Source organism: Mogibacterium timidum ATCC 33093 (assembly GCF_000525775.1).
GTDB classification, from domain to species: Bacteria; Bacillota; Clostridia; order Peptostreptococcales; family Anaerovoracaceae; genus Mogibacterium; species Mogibacterium timidum.
On the sequence record NZ_JALU01000004.1, the window covers coordinates 153,587 to 171,726 of the forward strand.

General features: G+C 44.9%; 14 protein-coding genes and 1 pseudogene. 14 read left to right on the top strand and 1 reads right to left on the bottom strand.

The window, feature by feature from the left end; translation table 11 throughout:
- Positions 1 to 134 precede the first annotated feature (134 nt).
- The 3 genes from HMPREF0581_RS08225 to HMPREF0581_RS01675 all read left to right on the top strand — a co-directional run bounded on the left by HMPREF0581_RS08225 (position 135) and on the right by HMPREF0581_RS01675 (position 5,702).
- Complete coding sequence (locus HMPREF0581_RS08225) at positions 135 to 3,002, top strand: Cna B-type domain-containing protein (RefSeq protein ID WP_051426884.1); 2,868 nt, start codon at positions 135 to 137, stop codon at positions 3,000 to 3,002.
- 682 nt (positions 3,003 to 3,684) lie between these two features.
- Positions 3,685 to 4,773: a hypothetical protein gene (locus tag HMPREF0581_RS01670; protein ID WP_169731138.1), complete on the top strand. Its 1,089-nt coding sequence runs from the start codon at positions 3,685 to 3,687 to the stop codon at positions 4,771 to 4,773.
- The gene (locus tag HMPREF0581_RS01675; protein ID WP_036379749.1) at positions 4,770 to 5,702 is read left to right on the top strand and encodes a hypothetical protein; all 933 of its coding nucleotides are present in this window, start codon (positions 4,770 to 4,772) and stop codon (positions 5,700 to 5,702) included. The genes HMPREF0581_RS01670 and HMPREF0581_RS01675 overlap by 4 nt, the downstream gene beginning before the upstream one ends.
- A 302-nt stretch (positions 5,703 to 6,004) precedes the next feature.
- Here HMPREF0581_RS01675 and HMPREF0581_RS01680 read toward each other — a convergent pair whose 3' ends face one another.
- Positions 6,005 to 7,039: an SPFH domain-containing protein gene (locus HMPREF0581_RS01680; RefSeq protein WP_009643588.1), complete on the bottom strand. Its 1,035-nt coding sequence runs from the start codon at positions 7,037 to 7,039 to the stop codon at positions 6,005 to 6,007.
- 327 nt (positions 7,040 to 7,366) lie between these two features.
- On the opposite strand from HMPREF0581_RS01680, the gene HMPREF0581_RS01685 reads away from it, so the two are divergent.
- The 11 genes and pseudogenes from HMPREF0581_RS01685 to HMPREF0581_RS01730 all read left to right on the top strand — a co-directional run bounded on the left by HMPREF0581_RS01685 (position 7,367) and on the right by HMPREF0581_RS01730 (position 18,139).
- Positions 7,367 to 8,602 (top strand): prealbumin-like fold domain-containing protein, encoded by a 1,236-nt coding sequence (locus HMPREF0581_RS01685; RefSeq protein WP_036379752.1) that lies wholly within the window; start codon positions 7,367 to 7,369, stop codon positions 8,600 to 8,602.
- Positions 8,603 to 8,978: 376 nt separating this feature from the next.
- Positions 8,979 to 10,130 carry an AfsR/SARP family transcriptional regulator gene (locus HMPREF0581_RS01690; RefSeq protein ID WP_084645306.1) on the top strand — a complete coding sequence of 384 codons (1,152 nt, stop codon included), beginning with the start codon at positions 8,979 to 8,981 and terminating at the stop codon, positions 10,128 to 10,130.
- 201 nt (positions 10,131 to 10,331) lie between these two features.
- Complete coding sequence (locus tag HMPREF0581_RS01695; protein ID WP_009643581.1) at positions 10,332 to 10,805, top strand: CarD family transcriptional regulator; 474 nt, start codon at positions 10,332 to 10,334, stop codon at positions 10,803 to 10,805.
- A gap of 94 nt (positions 10,806 to 10,899) precedes the next feature.
- Positions 10,900 to 12,000, top strand: coding sequence for a PIN/TRAM domain-containing protein (locus HMPREF0581_RS01700; protein WP_009643578.1), 1,101 nt, complete (start codon positions 10,900 to 10,902; stop codon positions 11,998 to 12,000).
- Positions 12,001 to 12,074: 74 nt separating this feature from the next.
- Positions 12,075 to 12,839 (top strand): annotated as a pseudogene (locus tag HMPREF0581_RS09035) (IspD/TarI family cytidylyltransferase); the annotation flags it as partial.
- Between the two features lie 21 nt (positions 12,840 to 12,860).
- The gene (gene ispF / locus HMPREF0581_RS09040) at positions 12,861 to 13,331 is read left to right on the top strand and encodes a 2-C-methyl-D-erythritol 2,4-cyclodiphosphate synthase (protein WP_334290775.1); all 471 of its coding nucleotides are present in this window, start codon (positions 12,861 to 12,863) and stop codon (positions 13,329 to 13,331) included.
- Positions 13,332 to 13,333: 2 nt separating this feature from the next.
- A complete protein-coding gene (locus HMPREF0581_RS01710) occupies positions 13,334 to 15,070 on the top strand; it encodes a proline--tRNA ligase (RefSeq protein WP_036379757.1) in 1,737 nt (578 codons plus the stop codon).
- Between the two features lie 59 nt (positions 15,071 to 15,129).
- Positions 15,130 to 15,696, top strand: coding sequence for a chromate transporter (locus HMPREF0581_RS01715; protein ID WP_051426886.1), 567 nt, complete (start codon positions 15,130 to 15,132; stop codon positions 15,694 to 15,696).
- Positions 15,696 to 16,286, top strand: a complete 591-nt coding sequence (locus HMPREF0581_RS01720) for a chromate transporter (protein ID WP_009643589.1) — start codon at positions 15,696 to 15,698, stop codon at positions 16,284 to 16,286. The genes HMPREF0581_RS01715 and HMPREF0581_RS01720 overlap by 1 nt, the downstream gene beginning before the upstream one ends.
- Before the next feature lie 67 nt (positions 16,287 to 16,353).
- The gene (gene cysS / locus HMPREF0581_RS01725; protein WP_036379761.1) at positions 16,354 to 17,757 is read left to right on the top strand and encodes a cysteine--tRNA ligase; all 1,404 of its coding nucleotides are present in this window, start codon (positions 16,354 to 16,356) and stop codon (positions 17,755 to 17,757) included.
- Complete coding sequence (locus tag HMPREF0581_RS01730) at positions 17,750 to 18,139, top strand: Mini-ribonuclease 3 (RefSeq protein ID WP_036379763.1); 390 nt, start codon at positions 17,750 to 17,752, stop codon at positions 18,137 to 18,139. The genes cysS and HMPREF0581_RS01730 overlap by 8 nt, the downstream gene beginning before the upstream one ends.
- Position 18,140 lies beyond the last annotated feature (1 nt).

Genomic DNA, 18,140 nt, shown 5'->3' on the forward strand with positions numbered 1-18,140 from the left:
AAATGTGGACTTATGTTCTTTTAGTGTGGTATATTGATGTGAATAGAGGAGTAAGATAATCTTATATTACTTAATATGTGTCGGCAAAGTTTCAGTTTAGTTGACATGAAATTTTAGGAAAGGAAAAGAAGGAAATGAGAATAAGAGCAAAGAAGGTAAGTACCCTGTTTCTGTCGCTAATGCTTCTAATTAGCGGTTTTTCAGGATTTTTTACCGGAAACGAAGTGTTTGGGGGAACCGGAGTTGACCGTGTAAAAACAAAGATTACCAGGTTTGAAATCAAAGACCATAATGGTGGCACTATACCTCCGGGACAGCCACTTGGATACTGGAATAAGTTCCGTTTGGACATGGATTGGGATGCCAGCATGTACGGAGCTGAATTAAAGGAAAACGACTATTTTACTATTACGTTGCCTAAGCAATTTATATTTCCGAAAGATGGTCCATATGTGAATTTTCCACTCTATGTACCGGGTACAAATACCGTAATAGCCAATGCGCATGTGGACTCTAAAGGCGAAGCAGGCGGCGGTACGGTAAAGGTCACCTTTACGAAGTATGTAGAGGGGAAGGATAATATAAGAGGGAACTTATTTTTAGAAGCGACCTTTGCACATCATAATATTAATGCCGGCGGACAAAACACCATAGTTGTAAGCATCGGAGGAGTTTCTACACAAGTTGATATTAACATAGGACCAAAACCGACGCTTAACGATGAAGTATTCACTAAGTGGGGAGAAAAAGTAAACGGTAACGAAAATCAGGCACAGTGGGTACTTCGTATCAACCACAAAAAAGGAGATTTCTCCAATGTGGTAATAAGAGACGAACTCTTTGTCAGTTCCGGAAATCTTCCACCGGGAATCCATTATCTTCCTGAAAGTTTTGAGTTGAAGGAAGTGGAGATGGATGCCTATGGTTGTGTAACAAAGGTTGTTAAGACATATACCTATAACGATTTAAAGAAATATTTAACGTTTTCTAACGGTAAGACAAAATTTGAATTTGAATTCAGCAAACTGCTTGGCAATACAAAAGGCAAGCAGTTTAGAATGGGATATAAATCCACATATATTCCTCAGCTTATGTTAAAAAACAAATCTTATTTTCAAAGTAAGGGGAATAACTACGAATCGGACAGTTATTGGGTGAACTCCCAAGCAGGCGGTAGTGGACAGGGCGACCTAATTCAGAAGATCAAAATCATTAAGATTGACGAAGAAAATAATGAAATAAGACTGCCTAACGCTGAATTCAAGATTACTAATGTTGCAGATGGTTCACACTTTACTCTGACAACAAATGCTCAGGGAGAGGCTGTCTCAAATAAATTAAAACCCGGAAAGTATAAAATCAAAGAAACAAAGGCCCCTGTTGGATATGTCCTCGACCCTACAGAGCATGAAGTGACTGTAGTGGCGGGAGAAGCACTGTTCTGGACAGGAAAAAATAAGAGAAGCAAGGTAAATATTCCTGTAACCAAGATATGGAAAGATGGAGATAACCAGGACGGAAAACGCCCGGATAGTATAAAAATTCAGCTTCTGGCAGACGGACAGGAAGTAGCAGGGAAGACGCTAACTTTGACAAAAGATAATAACTGGACAGATAGCTTCAAGAACCTTGACGAATATAAAGGTGACAAGAAGATAAATTACACGATAAAGGAAGTTAAAGTTGAAAACGGTTACACCAGCGTTACCACAGGTTCGGCAGAAAACGGATTCAAGGTAACAAATACAAGAGAACCTGAAAAGACTAAAGTAGAAGGTGAGAAAACCTGGGATGACGCAAATGATCAGGACGGAAAGAGACCAAATGAAATAACGGTAAATCTTCTTGCAAACGGAAAGAAAGTAAAGGAAGCTAAGGTTACTAAAGATACTAACTGGAAATACAGCTTTACCGACCTTGACAAGTACAAGGACGGTCAGGAGATAACGTACACCGTAACAGAGAATGAGGTAAAAGACTATACCACTAAAATCGAAGGTTATAAGATCACCAATAGCTACACGCCCGGAAAAACAAGTGTAACCGTAACTAAGAGCTGGGAAGATGCAGATAACCAGGACGGAAAGCGTCCAAGCAGCATCAAGGTGCAGCTGTATGGAAATGATAAAAAAGTAGGAGAAGAAGTAACGCTCAACGAAGGAAATAGTTGGACTCATACATGGGCAAAGCTTCCAAAGAACGCAGCAGGAATACCTATAAAGTATACGGTAAAAGAAGTAGGGGAAGTAGATAATTACACCACATCGTATGGTGAAGACAGCCAGGGCAATATAATCATCACTAACAAGCATGTACCTGAGAAGACCAAAGTGGAAGGACAGAAGACATGGAGTGATAATGATAATCAAGATGGAAAACGTCCGGAGTCAATTACGGTAAATCTTCTGGCTGACGGCAGGAAGGTGAAGGAGGTTAAGGCTACAGCAGCTACCGACTGGAAATACAGCTTTACCGATCTTCCGAAGTATGAAAACGGAAGGGTGATTAAGTACACTGTAACGGAAAATACCGTAGATGACTACAATACCGAGATAGAAGGCTATGATATCAAAAATAGCTATACTCCTGAGGAAACCTCTGTAACAGTAACCAAGAGATGGAACGACAGCAACGATAAGGATAGAATAAGACCTGAACGTATCAAAGTACAGCTCTATGCGAACGGAGAGAAGAAGGGAGAAGCTGTTGAGCTTAAGGCAGGAAGCAATTGGAGCTATACATGGAACAGGCTTCCTAAGAAGGCTAAGGGAAAGGATATAAAGTATACCGTTAAGGAGGAAGGAAGTCCTTCGGGTTATACGGTGAGCGTGGATGATAAGGATCATGGTAACATCATCATCACCAACAGCCATACACCTAAGGAGATTACGAGACCTAAGACAGGAGATGCGAACAGATTCATCGCTTATCTGGCAGTGATGCTTATCTCTGCAGCGGCGGTTATAGGACTGCTAGTTTCAAGGAGACGCATAAGGAATTAGCCGCAGGCGGTGACAGATTAAAGACCTGAAATATCAGAGCGGAATCTGACATCCTGAACCGACCAAACAAGAACGGCACAAGAACAGCAGACGAAAAGGCGATCGAAGTAGATTTGATCGCCTTTTCGGGTGCATAATTTTCTTCGGGTCCATAACGTTTTTTGAGGTGTGGTCTTAAAAGCTGTTCCATAGATTGGAGTCTAAATGAAACCGGAGAGTAATGATTTCTCGTAGCTGAGAAGACATTAACCTCCAATTTTACATGGAATCAAGAATTATTTCATTAGTTTAACTTAATTATTTTTTTAACCATTTAAATTTCATTTAAGAACCTTTATTAAGAGTATAGAGGCATCTTGTTTGGTACTACCTTACTGTGAACACCCTGCATTCTCCAAGCCTATAAGAAAATGTTCAAGAACAATTCACGCCGGATTCTTGAAAAACCGCGGATATTAGCATATAACATATTCTATATTGTTGTGTAGATTAGTCCGATGGTGTGATGGAGAGCGCATGAAAGGTTATCTCTCCATACTGGAAACTTCCTACAAATAGGGTATATCAGAGCGCCGCATCAATCAGTCCGCTGCACAGGCTGTTTTGGACAAGCATCGGCGAGCCGTATTCCCATGGTCCCGGATACTTTGTCGTGATGGCGTGGATTGCGCTGCTGACGCTTATGGCAATGTTCACCGTCTCGTCTCGTGCAAAGGTCCCGAAAAAGCCGCAGGTTTCGCTTCTGCCGCTTCTTATGCTGCTTGTCATTGCCATATACATTGTCTTAATCTTTTTCTTTCCGAAAACGTGGAAGCTTGTCTCCAGCGACTACACAAGCTTTTTCTGCATGGCTTCTGTAGGGTTGATGCAGGCGTGTATCGCATCGGGGATGATACCCACCAACACGGGGTACGCAAAAATATTTGAAGCTACCGACAAGGAAATATTCATTATGGATGACGACTGGAACATCCGCTATTCTTCGGGCGGCGCGATGCCGCCGGGCACCGAGCTTCTCAAAAAGACGGAAGATGGCGTTCTCCAAACAGACGGGCATACGCTCTTGAAGGGATGCCGTCTCCATCCCGGTCATGTGGTCTGGATGGAGGATATTTCTGCCCTTGCATCGGTTCTTGCTGAGCTTGAACAAAACAGAGATGAGCTGTCCTACAAAAACGAACCGGAGATGGAAACCCGCAAAACGGAGCTTGCCATGTCCAAGGCGCAGGAGAAAAACCGCCTTTACGATGCGTCTTGGCAGGCTACGGCAAAGCAGAATAAGCTACTGCATGAAACGCTTGACGCATATTTTAGTGAGTCGGAGAAGAGCAGAAAGAAGGAGCTGCTTGCCACAGCTGCCGTGCTGTGCGCGTATATCAAGAGAAAAGGAAATCTTATCTTCGTAGGAGACGGCGACAGAGTGACGGCGCAGGAGCTTAAGCTTTGTTTTAATGAATCTCTCGGAAACGCGGAGCTTTTAAAAGCCGACTGCTGCATGGATTATGCGCTTTCGGACGAAACGGCGCTGCCCACCCAATCCGCTATGTGCCTTTATGACAGCTATGAATCCGCCATAGAAGCCGCCCTGCCGGATATTAGCTTTGTATTTTTGCGCATCAGAGAGGACGGCGAAAATATCCGCGCGATTTACAGCATCGTTTCATCGCGGGACCTGTCAGCCGCCGTTTTCCCGAAAGAGGTAAACGTTGCAAGGGACGACGATACATGGATCGTTTCCCTGTCTGTCCCGAAGGGAGGCGGAAGGCTATGACGCTGTTTTACGAATGCGATTATCCGATGCGCTTTTCTTATATGCTATTTCTAATGGTTACGATACTGATGTTGGTAGTTCTGATGTGGAAGCTTATTCTCGGAAAACACAGCAAAAGTGGCGTCATCGCCTGCGCTGCCGGTTTGATGCTTACGCTTGGCGTATATTCGGTGCTTTTGGACGACCATATCGTTCCGCAGGATGCCATAAACTGGCAGGGCCACAAGGCTCCGCTGCCGATCGCTGGGCTCTGGCTCATCACCGCCGTCATCTTTCTCGGGGGTGCATACGCTATTCTGCTTTGCCACACGAGGGATAAAAGGAAGGTGACGGAAAGCAGTATCAAGGAAGCGATTGATGAGATTCCGATGGGGTTGGGCTACTTCCGGCAAAATGGCGTATCTATGCTGATCAATCGCCGGATGGCGGAGATCTCCGAGATCGTGTGCGGCAAGGTGCTGATGACCTTTGAAGAGCTTTCGGACATGCTCGAGGGGAGATCGGATTGGAAGGAAACGGAGGATGTTTACCGCTTGCCGGACGGATCTGCCTGCCGCTATGTCGAGGATGAACTCGTTACAGCAGCAGGCGAGCGGTTTCGGGTTGCGTACTTCTACGATGTCACCAAACTTGTTCGCCGAAAGAAGGAACTGGATGCTCAAAATGAAGAGCTGAGGATAATGTCTGTCCAAAACAGGCGTCTCAGAGAGAATGTCGGTCAGCTTGCCAAAGAGGAAGAGCTCCTCTTCTTCAAAACAAAATGGCATGACACGATGGGTGAGGGCTTAACGGCAATACGCAGAACGCTGCTGGCCTCTCTGCCTGAGAATGAAACGGACGATTCACTCAGAAGCTTAAGCGATGCCATTACCGTAATACAGAGGGACAACGACGATTCGGATCAGCGGCGCGTGGCAATCTCTTTTTGATCAAAAAAGAAGCAGACACGGAAACGAAATAACGGGAATCCATCATACACAGCCCTTCGGAAAATGGAGAGCAGTGTTTGCTAGTGCCGTATTTACTAATTTATGACATGCAGAATTAGCAATAAAAACAGACGGGATGATAGGAACGATTAATCAAACATTCTTATCCAATGGTCTTGACTTGCCCTCATATAGTTTGCGTATTAAGGGATATTGGATGATTGATTCATTGTTTCATTTAAGGATATTGAGTGCCAACAAGTGATATGGCACGACATGACAACAATGAATGGAATTGAATATTATATTATATCCTTTCTTCTGTTTTCAAGATCTACCTCAATATTGGCATTAGTACCGGATACTTCCTTGGTAACCTTCGAAGAGGTTGGTCGTATGGAATGATCTTCGTAGCTGCCTTTTCCGGGTTTCTCGGATTTGTCGATCTCAATATGATCACCTATACCCAGTGATTCGGCCGCTACACCAAGTGACGATACGATTCCGGCTAAATCGGTAGGCATAAATATCTTAGTTGAACGTCCGTCTGCTATATCCCTCAGCGCTTCAAGTCCTTTCAGCTTCAATACACTTTCATTGACATTTGCTTCCTTGAGTTTCTCGAGACCTTGCGCCTGAGCTTCATATACCAGTCTTATGGATTCGGATTCTCCCAGTGCCAGCGCAATACGAGCTTCTTTTTCAGCCTCTGCGGCAAGAACCTTAGCCTCTTTATCGCCTTCAGCACGTGATACTACAGATTCCTTGTGCGCCTGAGCTTCAAGCACTGTTTGACGTCGTTCTCGTTCAGCTCTCATCTGCTTAGTCATAACCTCTTCAATTTCCTCCGGAGGGATAATATTCTTCAGCTCGACTCTATTGACTTTAAGTCCCCACGCATCTGTTGCTTTATCGAGGATTACTTCCATATCTTCATTGATCTGTTCCCTGGATGAGAGAGTGGTATCAAGCTCCATACCTCCGATGATGCTTCTTAACGAAGTCGCAGATAAGTTCTGCAAACCTGCGATAGGATCTTCTACTCCGTAAGTATACAGCTTGGGATCAAATACTTTTGCAAATACTACCGAATCAACTCGAACAGACACATTGTCCTTCGTTATTACAGGCTGTGGAGGGAAATCAAGCACCTGCTCCTTTAGAGAGATCCTGTTGATAATATGATCGATAACAGGCATTTTGAGGTGGAGACCGGCATGCCATGTGCATAGATATTTACCTAGTCGTTCGACGACATATGCGTGTTCCTGAGGAACTATTCTGATGCATGAGATCAGAATAAGGATTAGCAGTGCAAGAATAATTAGTAAAGCCATATTCATTCTCCTTTGTTCGATGAAAGTGTAAAAGATAATTCTCTTGTATCATAGTAATATAGCTTTTAAATGTCAATAAGTCAGAGAGTTATGAATGATTGATACGGTCGATCGGATTTAACTTTTTCGAAGAGGTATCATTTGCAGCAGAACAGCTGCTATAAATTACCAAAGCTATCCGATGAATTCCCTGTGGTCAGGATAATGAAACTTCTATAAATAAATCTCTGCTGTTCGGCTTCATGTGACCGTCATGTGACCTCGATGTGTTAAGTTTATCCGACAATAGACATAAACACACTTTATTAACACAAATAGGAGGTTTATATGACTCGATCCAAGTTTGGTGCAGACACAAAGAACGGGAAGCATTTTCTTGTCGTTCTTGCGATTATGGCATTGCTTCTGACAGTTTCTGCGGCTATGATGCCGGGGCATGTCAATGCGGATGCTAATGATATTGTTTCCAAGAACATCGGAAGCTATAGTGGATACCGTGCAAGTATATTCATCTATAAAGGTCAATATAAGTGCTTCTGCTTAGAAGCCCATAACGGTGATCCGTCCGGTACCGATCCGTTAGGTGAGGAAATCTACAACAACTCAAATATTGCAAAAGCTCTTTATTATGGACAATATGGCGCAGAGCCGTGGGATGGCTTTGGCGGTGATGAAGCTAAGGGTGTAGTTATTACCTCTCTTACACTGAGTGACCTTTATGGCAATGCCAAGAATTATGATACGGTTCCCGGAGTCAAGGAGTTCAAGGCATTCCTTGAAAGCAAGCCGATGCCGCCAAGCGAGATTACCCGGTTTACAAAGAAATCCCTTAAAACAACATGGGATGCAAAGAGAAAGGTGCAGGTAACCGAGGATAATGAAATCAAGGGATCTGAAGGTCAAAAGCTTTCCTTTAATTTGCCGAAGGGTGTCAAAGCTGTTAAGAAAGATGGAAACGTTCTTACAGGCAAGGTGACGCTGTCTGCAGGTGAGATCTTCCATCTTGAGGCAGAACCTGGTGTAACCGGAATATATAACACCGGAGAAATTGGCAAAAACTTTAAATATCAACCAATTGTAGTAAAGACAGTCAGAAATAAGCAGGATATAGGAACCCTGAAGATAGTAGAGGACAAGACAGCTGTAACGCAGTTTCAGGCGACCTGGCTCAGATTTAACGGGGTGAGGATAAGCAAGCAGGATATAACTAATAAAAAGGAGCTTCCGGGAGCGAAGATGAGAGTTATTGATGCTGAGAGCGGAATCCTTGTGGATGAATGGACATCTACAGATACTCCTCATATTATCAGCAATCTGGTAAACGGAAGAAAGTATATCCTCAGCGAGCTTGTAGCGCCTAAGGGCTTCCGAATCAGTCGTGAACAAATAGAGTTTGTTGCAGGACAGAAGGATCACGTGGTGATGTTCAACACTCCCGAGAAAAAGCCTAAGTCGCCAAAGACCGGGGATGATAATTCATTGTCCGTACCTATCACGGTTCTGACCGCATCAGTTGCTTCGGTGCTTGCTGCAGTATATATGCGCAGACGAGTGCAGAAATAAGAATATTACATAACGTGTGTTTCGGTAGACTATACACGCGGTAACAACAGGTGCATAAGTAAGAATATTACATAGCGTGTGCAATGTCTGTGTTGATGACTTTTCACCGCTCGTATATGGTATACTGTCAAAGGGGGTAGAGGTTGAAGCTCTGATCCCCTTTTTTGAGTATGTCGGATAAAGTTGTTATCTGCACGACATGACAGTTGATATTTAGGATACAGCTGTTGCCTGAGCAACACGACATTCGATATTTGAGATCCAAGAGCTGCATTGAACATTTGAACAATGTTTAATCATTTGCAAGCGTAGGCACGTACGCAACGTTTGTAGAATGCTGATATTACAAAGATAGAATAAGCAAACAAGGCGATGTATGATGACAGATCGAATAGAAGACGGAATAATGAAGGTGCTAATGCTGGGTTCCTTTCAAATTGATTATAAGGGAATAACGATTACATCAAGCGATATTTCATCACCCATGCTGCTTAAGCTGATGTCATATGTTCTGTACCACCATAATCGGAAAACAACATCATGGGAAATAATCCAGAATATCTGGGGGATGGAAGAACTTGAGAATCACAAGGGGAGCTTAAAGAGCCTCGTATATCGTTTGCGTGTGTTGCTGCGAAAGTACTGGCCTCATGATGAATTCCTTATCACCGATTTTGAAGGCTATCACTGGAATCCTGATATAGATGTATTACTGGATACCGACATACTGGAAAAGGGTAACGCCGGAACGGATATACAGCTCGATTCAGGTAGGCTTGAGTGTCTGCTGGATGCGTATAAAGGTAAATTCATGACAGAGTGTGACGACTTCTATTGGGTTATGTACATGAGGGTGTACTATCATAACAAATTTGTCCGCTTTGTGACTTCGTATTGCAACATTCTTAAACAGCGGAATGATTATACAGAAATTGTAGATATCACTCGGAATTTTCTCAAAATCGATACGATGGAGGAAGAGTTCCACTATTGGCTAATATACGCTCTGATAAAACAGAAAAAATTCACACATGCTTCTCAGATGTACGAAGAAGCACTTCGTTATCTGTACAATGATGAAGAGACAGAAATTTCCGGTCAAATGAGGTATTTGAAAAGCCTGATTGAATCAAGCGGTAGAACTGTGGAAACAGAGTACGACAATCTTGTGTATGAAATACTGAATTTATCTAAGGACGCGTATATCCTTGAGAAGAAAAAAGAAAAATTGGCGGCGGTTATCAGTATAAATTTGTGTAACAAAACTTGTTTGGCTTCCATGCCTGCCTGCGGAATGAACCGTTGTGCGGAAACCTTTGAAAAGCTTCTGCTAAATAACGTCAGAATGAATGATGTAGTAATAAAAAATACGAATTACGAATATATCATAGTGCTCAAGCATTGTGACGAAAACGGAGCTGAGAGTCTGCTTAGCATATTGAAGCTTGAACTTGACAGGGAATTGACCTTGGAGCATAAGCAGATGATTGAATTCACTTCAAAGGTAATTGAAATTCATATAAGTTGAGGGAGGCAAAAGGCTGATTAATAGGTACCTCAGTACGCCAAGCAAGCTGCAGGATAACCTAGGCCGCTGATTATTAACTAATTATATAAATATCATTGACATCCGGAATTGAACATGCTAACCTTAATAATTTATCTGTTGCTTAAAAAATGCAATTATATTATAATCTTAGTATGTAATAGTGAAGGAAGGAGGCTAATCGTGTTCAATATCGGGGACAGCATCGCTTATCCAATGCACGGAGCAGGTGTTATTACAGAGATTGAGGAAAAAGAAGTTCTCGGTGAGTGCTGCAGCTATTATCATGTAAGCCTTCCATACAGCAAGATGCATGTGATGGTACCCGTCGAGAATTCGGATAAGGTCGGGGTGCGCGCTATTATTTGCGAGGACGACATCGATGAGGTGCTCAATGTTCTGGGCGGCGAGTCGGATAAGATGTCGAACAACTGGAACAGAAGGTTCAGAGAGAACACTGAGAGACTCAGAACCGGCGATATATACGAAGTAGCTGGAGTTGTTAGAAATCTCGTTCGCAGCGACAGGGTCAAAAAACTGTCGACGGGAGAGAAGAAGCTTCTCGGCAATGCAAAGCAGATTCTCGAAAGCGAACTGGTACTTGCCGGAGGACTGACGCTGGATGAGGCCGATAAGCTGGTAGAAGCTAACATTTAGCCGATTAGGGTGCTTGTGTGTCTAGCCGTGTGACCGCGAGTACCCTTTATTATTATTCCACATTGTTTATTTTTTGGCAGAAAGGAGGGTTGGATTGTTTAAAAAGATTTATGCAGTTCTGCTATTCGTAGTAGGCGGAATTATAGGCGGATTGTTCTACTGCGTGGTGCAGATGCGGCTTGAAGACATATCATTCAATGAGGTCAGGGTGTCAAATACTGCTGATTGTAGTATCTTCGTACTTTTTGTAATTATATTTGGACTTATTTTCAGAATTTTTACACCGGCACTTATGAAACGATTGAAGAAGACATCATCCAATATTGAACGTGATCTCAAGGATGTATCGATCGAGAGTATTCTCGTCGGAGCGTTAGGCGTGATAATCGGACTCGTCATAGCGCTGATAATATCCATGAGCTACAGGTCGCTATTGCCGCCGCTGTGGTATTCAGTGGTAACAGTTATACTATACTTTATACTCGGATATTTAGGGTATGCAGTTGCTGCTGCCAAGGTTAAGGGAAACCACAAGCTCTTTGAGAATCTCACTTGGCGCGGGCATGACAGGACGCATGTCGGTACCCCTAAGGTCATCGATACCAGCGTCATCATCGATGGCAGGATTCTCGATATAATGAGAGCCGGATTTATCGAGGGTAAAATTATAATTCCCAACTTTGTACTGGATGAACTCAGACATATCGCCGATTCAGGCGATGCGCTTAAGCGAGTGCGTGGCAGACGCGGACTCGACATTCTCAATCAGATTCGAGACGAGTTCAATGTAGAGGTATATAACAACTCGCCAAAGCTCAGATATCTTGAAGACATTCCGGAGGTGGATGTTAAGCTGATCAAGCTGGCCGGGGAGCTGGGAGCGAATCTCATTACGACTGACTTCAACCTCAACAAGGTTGCAACCATCAACGACATTAAGGTGCTCAATATTAATGAGCTTGCAAATGCTATTAAGCCTATCGTCATACCCGGTGAAAAGATGCTTGTCGACGTAGTTAAGCGAGGCAAGGATCGCGAGCAAGGTATTGGCTATCTGGATGACGGAACTATGATTGTCGTAGAGGACGGGGCCGACCATATTGCGCAAAACGTGGCAGCGACGGTTACAAGCGTGATACAGACAGCGGCAGGTAAAATGATATTTGCACGCATCAACTCGGAATGCGATAATTAGAGATAAATGTAGTCAACCGGGTAAAGAGGAGCCTTATGTCGCTTCGATAATAAATAACTATACGTATGAAAGAAATGCATTCACGGATTAACACCTATAACGGCAGCGCAGATACAGGGGATAGAGAGCTGCATATAGCGCTTATTGCCGCTGCCGGTAAGGGCACCAGGATGAGCAGCAGGCTTCCCAAGCAGTTGCTCAGTTACGGGGGTACAACAGTTCTGGAGCGCACCGCCTCTGTATTTGCAGAGCATGAGGGAATAGACGCTGTTTTTATCCTCATACCACAGGATAGAGAATACGATACGATATTCCTTAAGATAGCGTACAGGCTGGAGCACGCGTATGGCACACCTGTTCGCTGCTCGTATGGCGGAAATTCCAGAGGAGAGTCGGTGTATAACGGCTTGAAGAACATCTCGAGATATGTGCACGAGAGCGGGCAGGACGCCATAGTGCTCATCCACGATGCGGCGCGCGCGGATATCACCGGAGAGGTTATCGATCGTAATATTGCGGCTATGCTGAGCAATGATGCTGTATGCACTGTTGTACCTGCAATAGACTCACTCAGGATGACGGAAAAGCCTGCAAGTGAATTTTTTGACGGCTTGTCATCAATAACCGATTATCCTATAATTAACAGTAAATCTATTGAAAGAGATAGAGTGGTCATGGTTCAGACGCCGCAGACATTCCGTTTAGGCAGTTTGATTGCTGCTTATGATAAGGCAAGGGGTGACGGCTACGTCGGAACTGATGATGCCTCTATTGCGGAGTATTTTGGCATGAGCATAGCGCTTGTTGAAGGTGATTATGCCAATGCCAAGATTACTACCGGAAAGGACATCCCTATGGGAATACGAGTGGGCACTGGATATGATGTGCATAGACTCGCTGAAGGGCATAGACTTATACTATGCGGGGTCCCTCTCCCGAGCAATAAGGGGCTCGTCGGCCATTCTGATGCAGATGTGGCAACACATGCACTGATGGACGCGATATTAGGAGCGGCAGGCCTAGGCGATATAGGACAGCATTTTCCGGATACAGACGACAGATATAAGGGGGCAGACAGCATTGGATTGCTGCGTGAGGTTAAAAGCAAGGTCGGGGATATCAGCATTGGTAATGTCGATATCACGATTATTGCTGAGAGACCTAAGCTGGCACCATATATTGACAAGATGCGGGAGACTATAGCCGAGGCACTCGAGATGCCGCCGAGCGCCGTAAACGTAAAAGCTACAACTACAGAGAAGCTTGGATTTACAGGAAGAGAAGAAGGCATTGCAGCGCAGGCTGTTTGCACAATAGAAGGGAGATTTTAACAATGAAATTATCGAGACTACACCTCAAGACACTCCGCGAAGCACCAAACGAAGCAGAGTTAGTCAGTCACAAGCTGATGATCAGGGCTAATCTCATCAAGAAGGAAGCTGCCGGCATATACACCTTCATGCCATTTGGATGGAGAACAATCAGAAAAATCGAGGAGATCGTCAGGCAGGAGCAGGACAGGATCGGCTGTCAGGAACTCCATATGCCTCACGTAAATCCTTCCGAGCTCTGGAAGGAGTCCGGCAGGTGGTACGCATACGGACCGGAGCTGTGGAGAATCAAAGATAGGAATGGTAGAGATTTCTGTCTCGTTCCTACATGTGAGGAATTGTGTACAAATATAGTTAGGCAGGAGATCTCCTCGTATAGAGAGCTGCCCCTTCAGCTGTACCATATCCAATTCAAGTATCGTGATGAAGCCCGTCCTAGATATGGGTTGATGAGATCGCGTGAGTTCATCATGAAGGATGCTTACTCGTTTGACAGGACACCCGAAGACCTTGAAGCTGCATACAGGCTTCAGTACGATGCTTACGTAAGGACCTTTACCAGATGCGGTCTGGATTTCAGAACAGTTGAGGCTGATAACGGCCCTATCGGCGGCAGCAACTCCCACGAATTTTCAGCTCTGTCTAATGTCGGTGAGAGTGAGATTGCATATTGCGAGAAATGTGATATGGCAGCTACAATAGAAAGGGCGGAGTGTGTGGATGACAAGCCGGTTGACGAACCGGAGCAGCCGCTCAAGGATGTTTACACACCCGGAACCAAGACCATTAAAGATGTATGCGATTATCTCGGGGTAGACGAAAAGAAGACTATCAAGGCTCTGATGTTCACTACCTTCGATAAGGATCTCAATCCGGCGGATTATGTTTGCGTGTTTATCCGAGGCGATAGAGACGTCAATATGATTAAGCTGGTCAATGCCCTCGGAATTCCCGAGCACTATATCGAGTTTGCAGACGAGGATGATATGGGGCCGATTACAGGTATCGTAGGTGGATTTACAGGACCTGTTGGAATTCACAACTGCAAGATTGTCGTTGACAGCGAGCTGGTCGGTACCAAGAATATGGTTGCAGGAGCCAACAAGGAAGACCACCACATGACGGGCGTATGTTACGGTAGAGATTTCACCGGTGACATCGTTACAGATATCAAGACTCTCAAGGAAGGGGACCCATGCCCTCACTGCGGAGCTCCAATCAAGCACACGAGAGGCATTGAGGTTGGTCAGATATTCAAGCTCGGAACCAAGTATTCCGAGTCTATGAACGCAACATACAAGGACGAGAACGGAGAGGATCAGATCTACTGGATGGGATGCTACGGAGTCGGCGTCACGAGGACCATGCAGGCTGTCGTAGAGCAGAGTCACGATGATAAGGGTATCATCTGGCCTGTATCCGTAGCTCCATACCACGTCATTGTTACTGTAATCAATCCTAAGGATGAGACTCAGATGGAGATTGCAAATAAGATTGAAGCTGAACTCGAGACTAAACGCGTTGAAGTAATCGTCGATGATAGGGACGAGAGAGTCGGCGTTAAGTTTAACGACGCTGACTTGCTTGGTATTCCAATCAGAATTACAGTCGGAAAGCTCGCCAAGGACGGAAAAGTTGAGTATAAGCTGAGACGTGAAGAGGACAACGAGGTTATGTCTGCAGCTGATGCAATTGCAGCAGCTGCTAAGCTCGTGGATGATGAAATCTTCGGAATGTAATCAAGTCAGGGGATCACGAGTGCATTTTGAGAAATAAACACAAGTATTGGGGAAGAAAAATGCTGGAACTGTTCGTTACATTTTTCAAACTGGGTTTATTCACGATAGGGGGTGGGGTCGCTATGATTCCCATCCTCTCTGATATTATGGTCAAGGACAAGAAGTGGTTTACTGAAGATGAGATGATTGATATCATCGCCATATGTCAGGGCTTACCCGGTGTCATTGCCATCAATATGGCAACTTATGTGGGATTCAAGAAGCGCAAGCTGCTTGGATCCTTTGTTGCTACATTAGGTGTGATTTTGCCTTCGTTTGTAATAATCGTTATTATCGCCAAGGTGATGAATTTTATCGATGGCAATTCATATGTGCAGGGTGCACTCGGAGGGTTGAGAGCAGCAGCTCTCGGATTGATCCTGATAGCCGTCTATCAGGTGGCTAAAGGTGTTGTTAAGGATTGGTTCAGCGCAGTCGGTGCTGTAAGCAGCTTTGTGCTCATAGCCGTGTTTAAGATAAATGTAGTCTACATTATCGTATTGTTCCTGGTTCTCGGAGTAATCCGTGTGTACACATCTAATCCGGGAAGCTTGGATAATTCAGATCACAGAGGAGGTGATAGATAATGCTGCTTGTTAAGCTTTACTATGCCTTCTTCAAGATAGGGCTATTCGGATTTGGTGGCGGGCTGGCAATCATACGGCTCATATACGATAGCATCAGAGAGTTTGCAAATATGTCGCAGGAACAGTTTGCGAACATCGTGGCCATCGCTCAGGTTACACCGGGACCAATTGCAGTCAATTCAGCGACATATGTAGGATATGAGGTCGGCGGATATTTTGGTGCTGTCCTCGCTACTCTGGGAGTGGCAACTCCGGCATTTATCATAATCGCAATCGTAGCCGGCGCTGTCAATCGCTATAAGGAAAGCCTGGCAGTCAAAGGTGCACTGGAGGGTATCAGACCGGCAACTGTAGGACTGATAGCCGGCTCAGTCTTTACGATAGGCGAAGCGGCAGTGATGCCAACACATTCGCTTGGCGGTAATTTCGCGGTATTGAGTGACCTAAGCATCACAGTTTGCGGAATCCGTATTGACACGATAGCTGTAATCCTTGTCGGACTGACAATTCTGCTGATTCAGAAATTCAAGGTAAACCCGATGCTTGTGCTGGTTATTATCGGGTGCATAGGCGCTGTCATTGGTGTATAATTTAAACGATTATACCCAAATGGGAAATGATGAATTAAGTCGAGACATGATTCATTGGAGGAAAGAAATGAAGATTTATAACTCTATGACCAGGCGCAAGGAGGAGTTCATGCCTGTCCATGAGGGCAAGGTTAATATCTACGTTTGCGGTCCTACGGTTTACAACTATTTTCATATAGGTAATGCCAGACCGTTCGTAGTGTTCGATACGCTGCGCAGGTTTTTTAAATACATCGGTTACGAGGTGAAGTTCGTGCAGAACTTTACGGATGTAGATGACAAGATTATCAACAAGGCGAAGGAGGAGCAGCTGCCGGCGCTTGAGGTATCGGAAAAGTACATCAAAGAATATTTCAACGATGCGCAGGCTCTCAATGTAATAAAGGCTGACGTGCACCCTAAGGTTTCCGAGCATATCGAGGATATCATCGAGTTCATCGGCACGCTGATTGACAAGGGCTACGCTTATGAGGCGGATGGCGACGTGTATTACAGTACTCGCAAATTCCCTGAGTACGGCAAGCTCTCGGGTCAGAATATCGATGACCTCGAGTCCGGAGCTAGAATTGCAATAGGCGAGGTCAAGAAGGATCCATTGGATTTTGCCCTCTGGAAAGCGCAGAAGGCTGACGGCGAGATTGCCTGGGAGTCTCCTTGGGGCAAGGGAAGACCGGGGTGGCATATCGAGTGTTCTACAATGTCCAAAAAGCACCTCGGTACGACAATCGATATTCACGGAGGCGGTCAGGATCTCAAGTTCCCGCATCACGAGAATGAGATAGCTCAGTCCGAGGCTTGCAACTGCGCACCATTCGCAAAATACTGGATGCACAACGGCTACATCATGGTAGACGGAGAGAAGATGTCCAAGTCACTCAACAACTTCTTTACTGTTAGAGATATCCGCAAGGAGTACGACGGAGACTTTATCAGATTCTTCCTGCTCAGCGTTCAGTACAGAGGCCCGATTAACTTCAGCGATGAGGGGATGAAGCAGGTCAAGCAGGGATACGACAGGCTGGTCAATGCCGAGGAGACCCTCGAGTTTCTCGTGAGCAACGGTTACGACGGCATGACGAAGAAGGAGGAGCAGACAGCAAAGTCATTTGAAGACTACAAGGATAAATTCATTGAGTGCATGAGCGATGACCTCAACACGGCAGGCGCAATCGGAGCTATCTTTGAACTGGTTTCGGCTATCAACGTCGAGATTGATGGTGGAGCATCCAAAGAGTTTGCGGATAAGGCTTTGTCCATGATTCAAGAACTGGCAGATGTGCTCGGCGTGCTGCAGAGAAGCCAAGATGATACCATCGGAGATGACATCCGGAGACTTGTTGATGAGAGACAGCAGGCTCGCAAGGAGAAAGATTGGGCAAGAGCTGATGAAATCAGGGATCAGCTTTCCTCTATGGGATATATTCTTAAGGACACACCTCAGGGGGTTCAGATAATAAAAGCAGATGCATAACGATATAAAGAGTATGAATACGACGACGCTCGCCTATATGGGTGACGCAGTTTATGAGCTACAGATAAGAGAGCTGTTAATCGGGCGCAATAAGGGTGATGTTGGCAAGGTTCACAAGCGGGCAATTGCCTACGTGTCGTCAGACGGGCAGTCGAAGGCCCTCAAGTCGATGATGAAGGATTTTTTGACTGAAGAAGAGCGCAAGCTGGTTAAGAGAGCCAGAAACAAGAGGGCGACTTCGAGACCCAGGAATGCGGATCCTAGAAGATACAAGCTGGCCACAGGATTCGAAGCACTCATTGGGGCGCTGTATCTGGTTGGAGATAAGGATAGACTCGAAAAGGTTATACATGAGGCTGTCCGAATTATTGAGGAGGATTAGA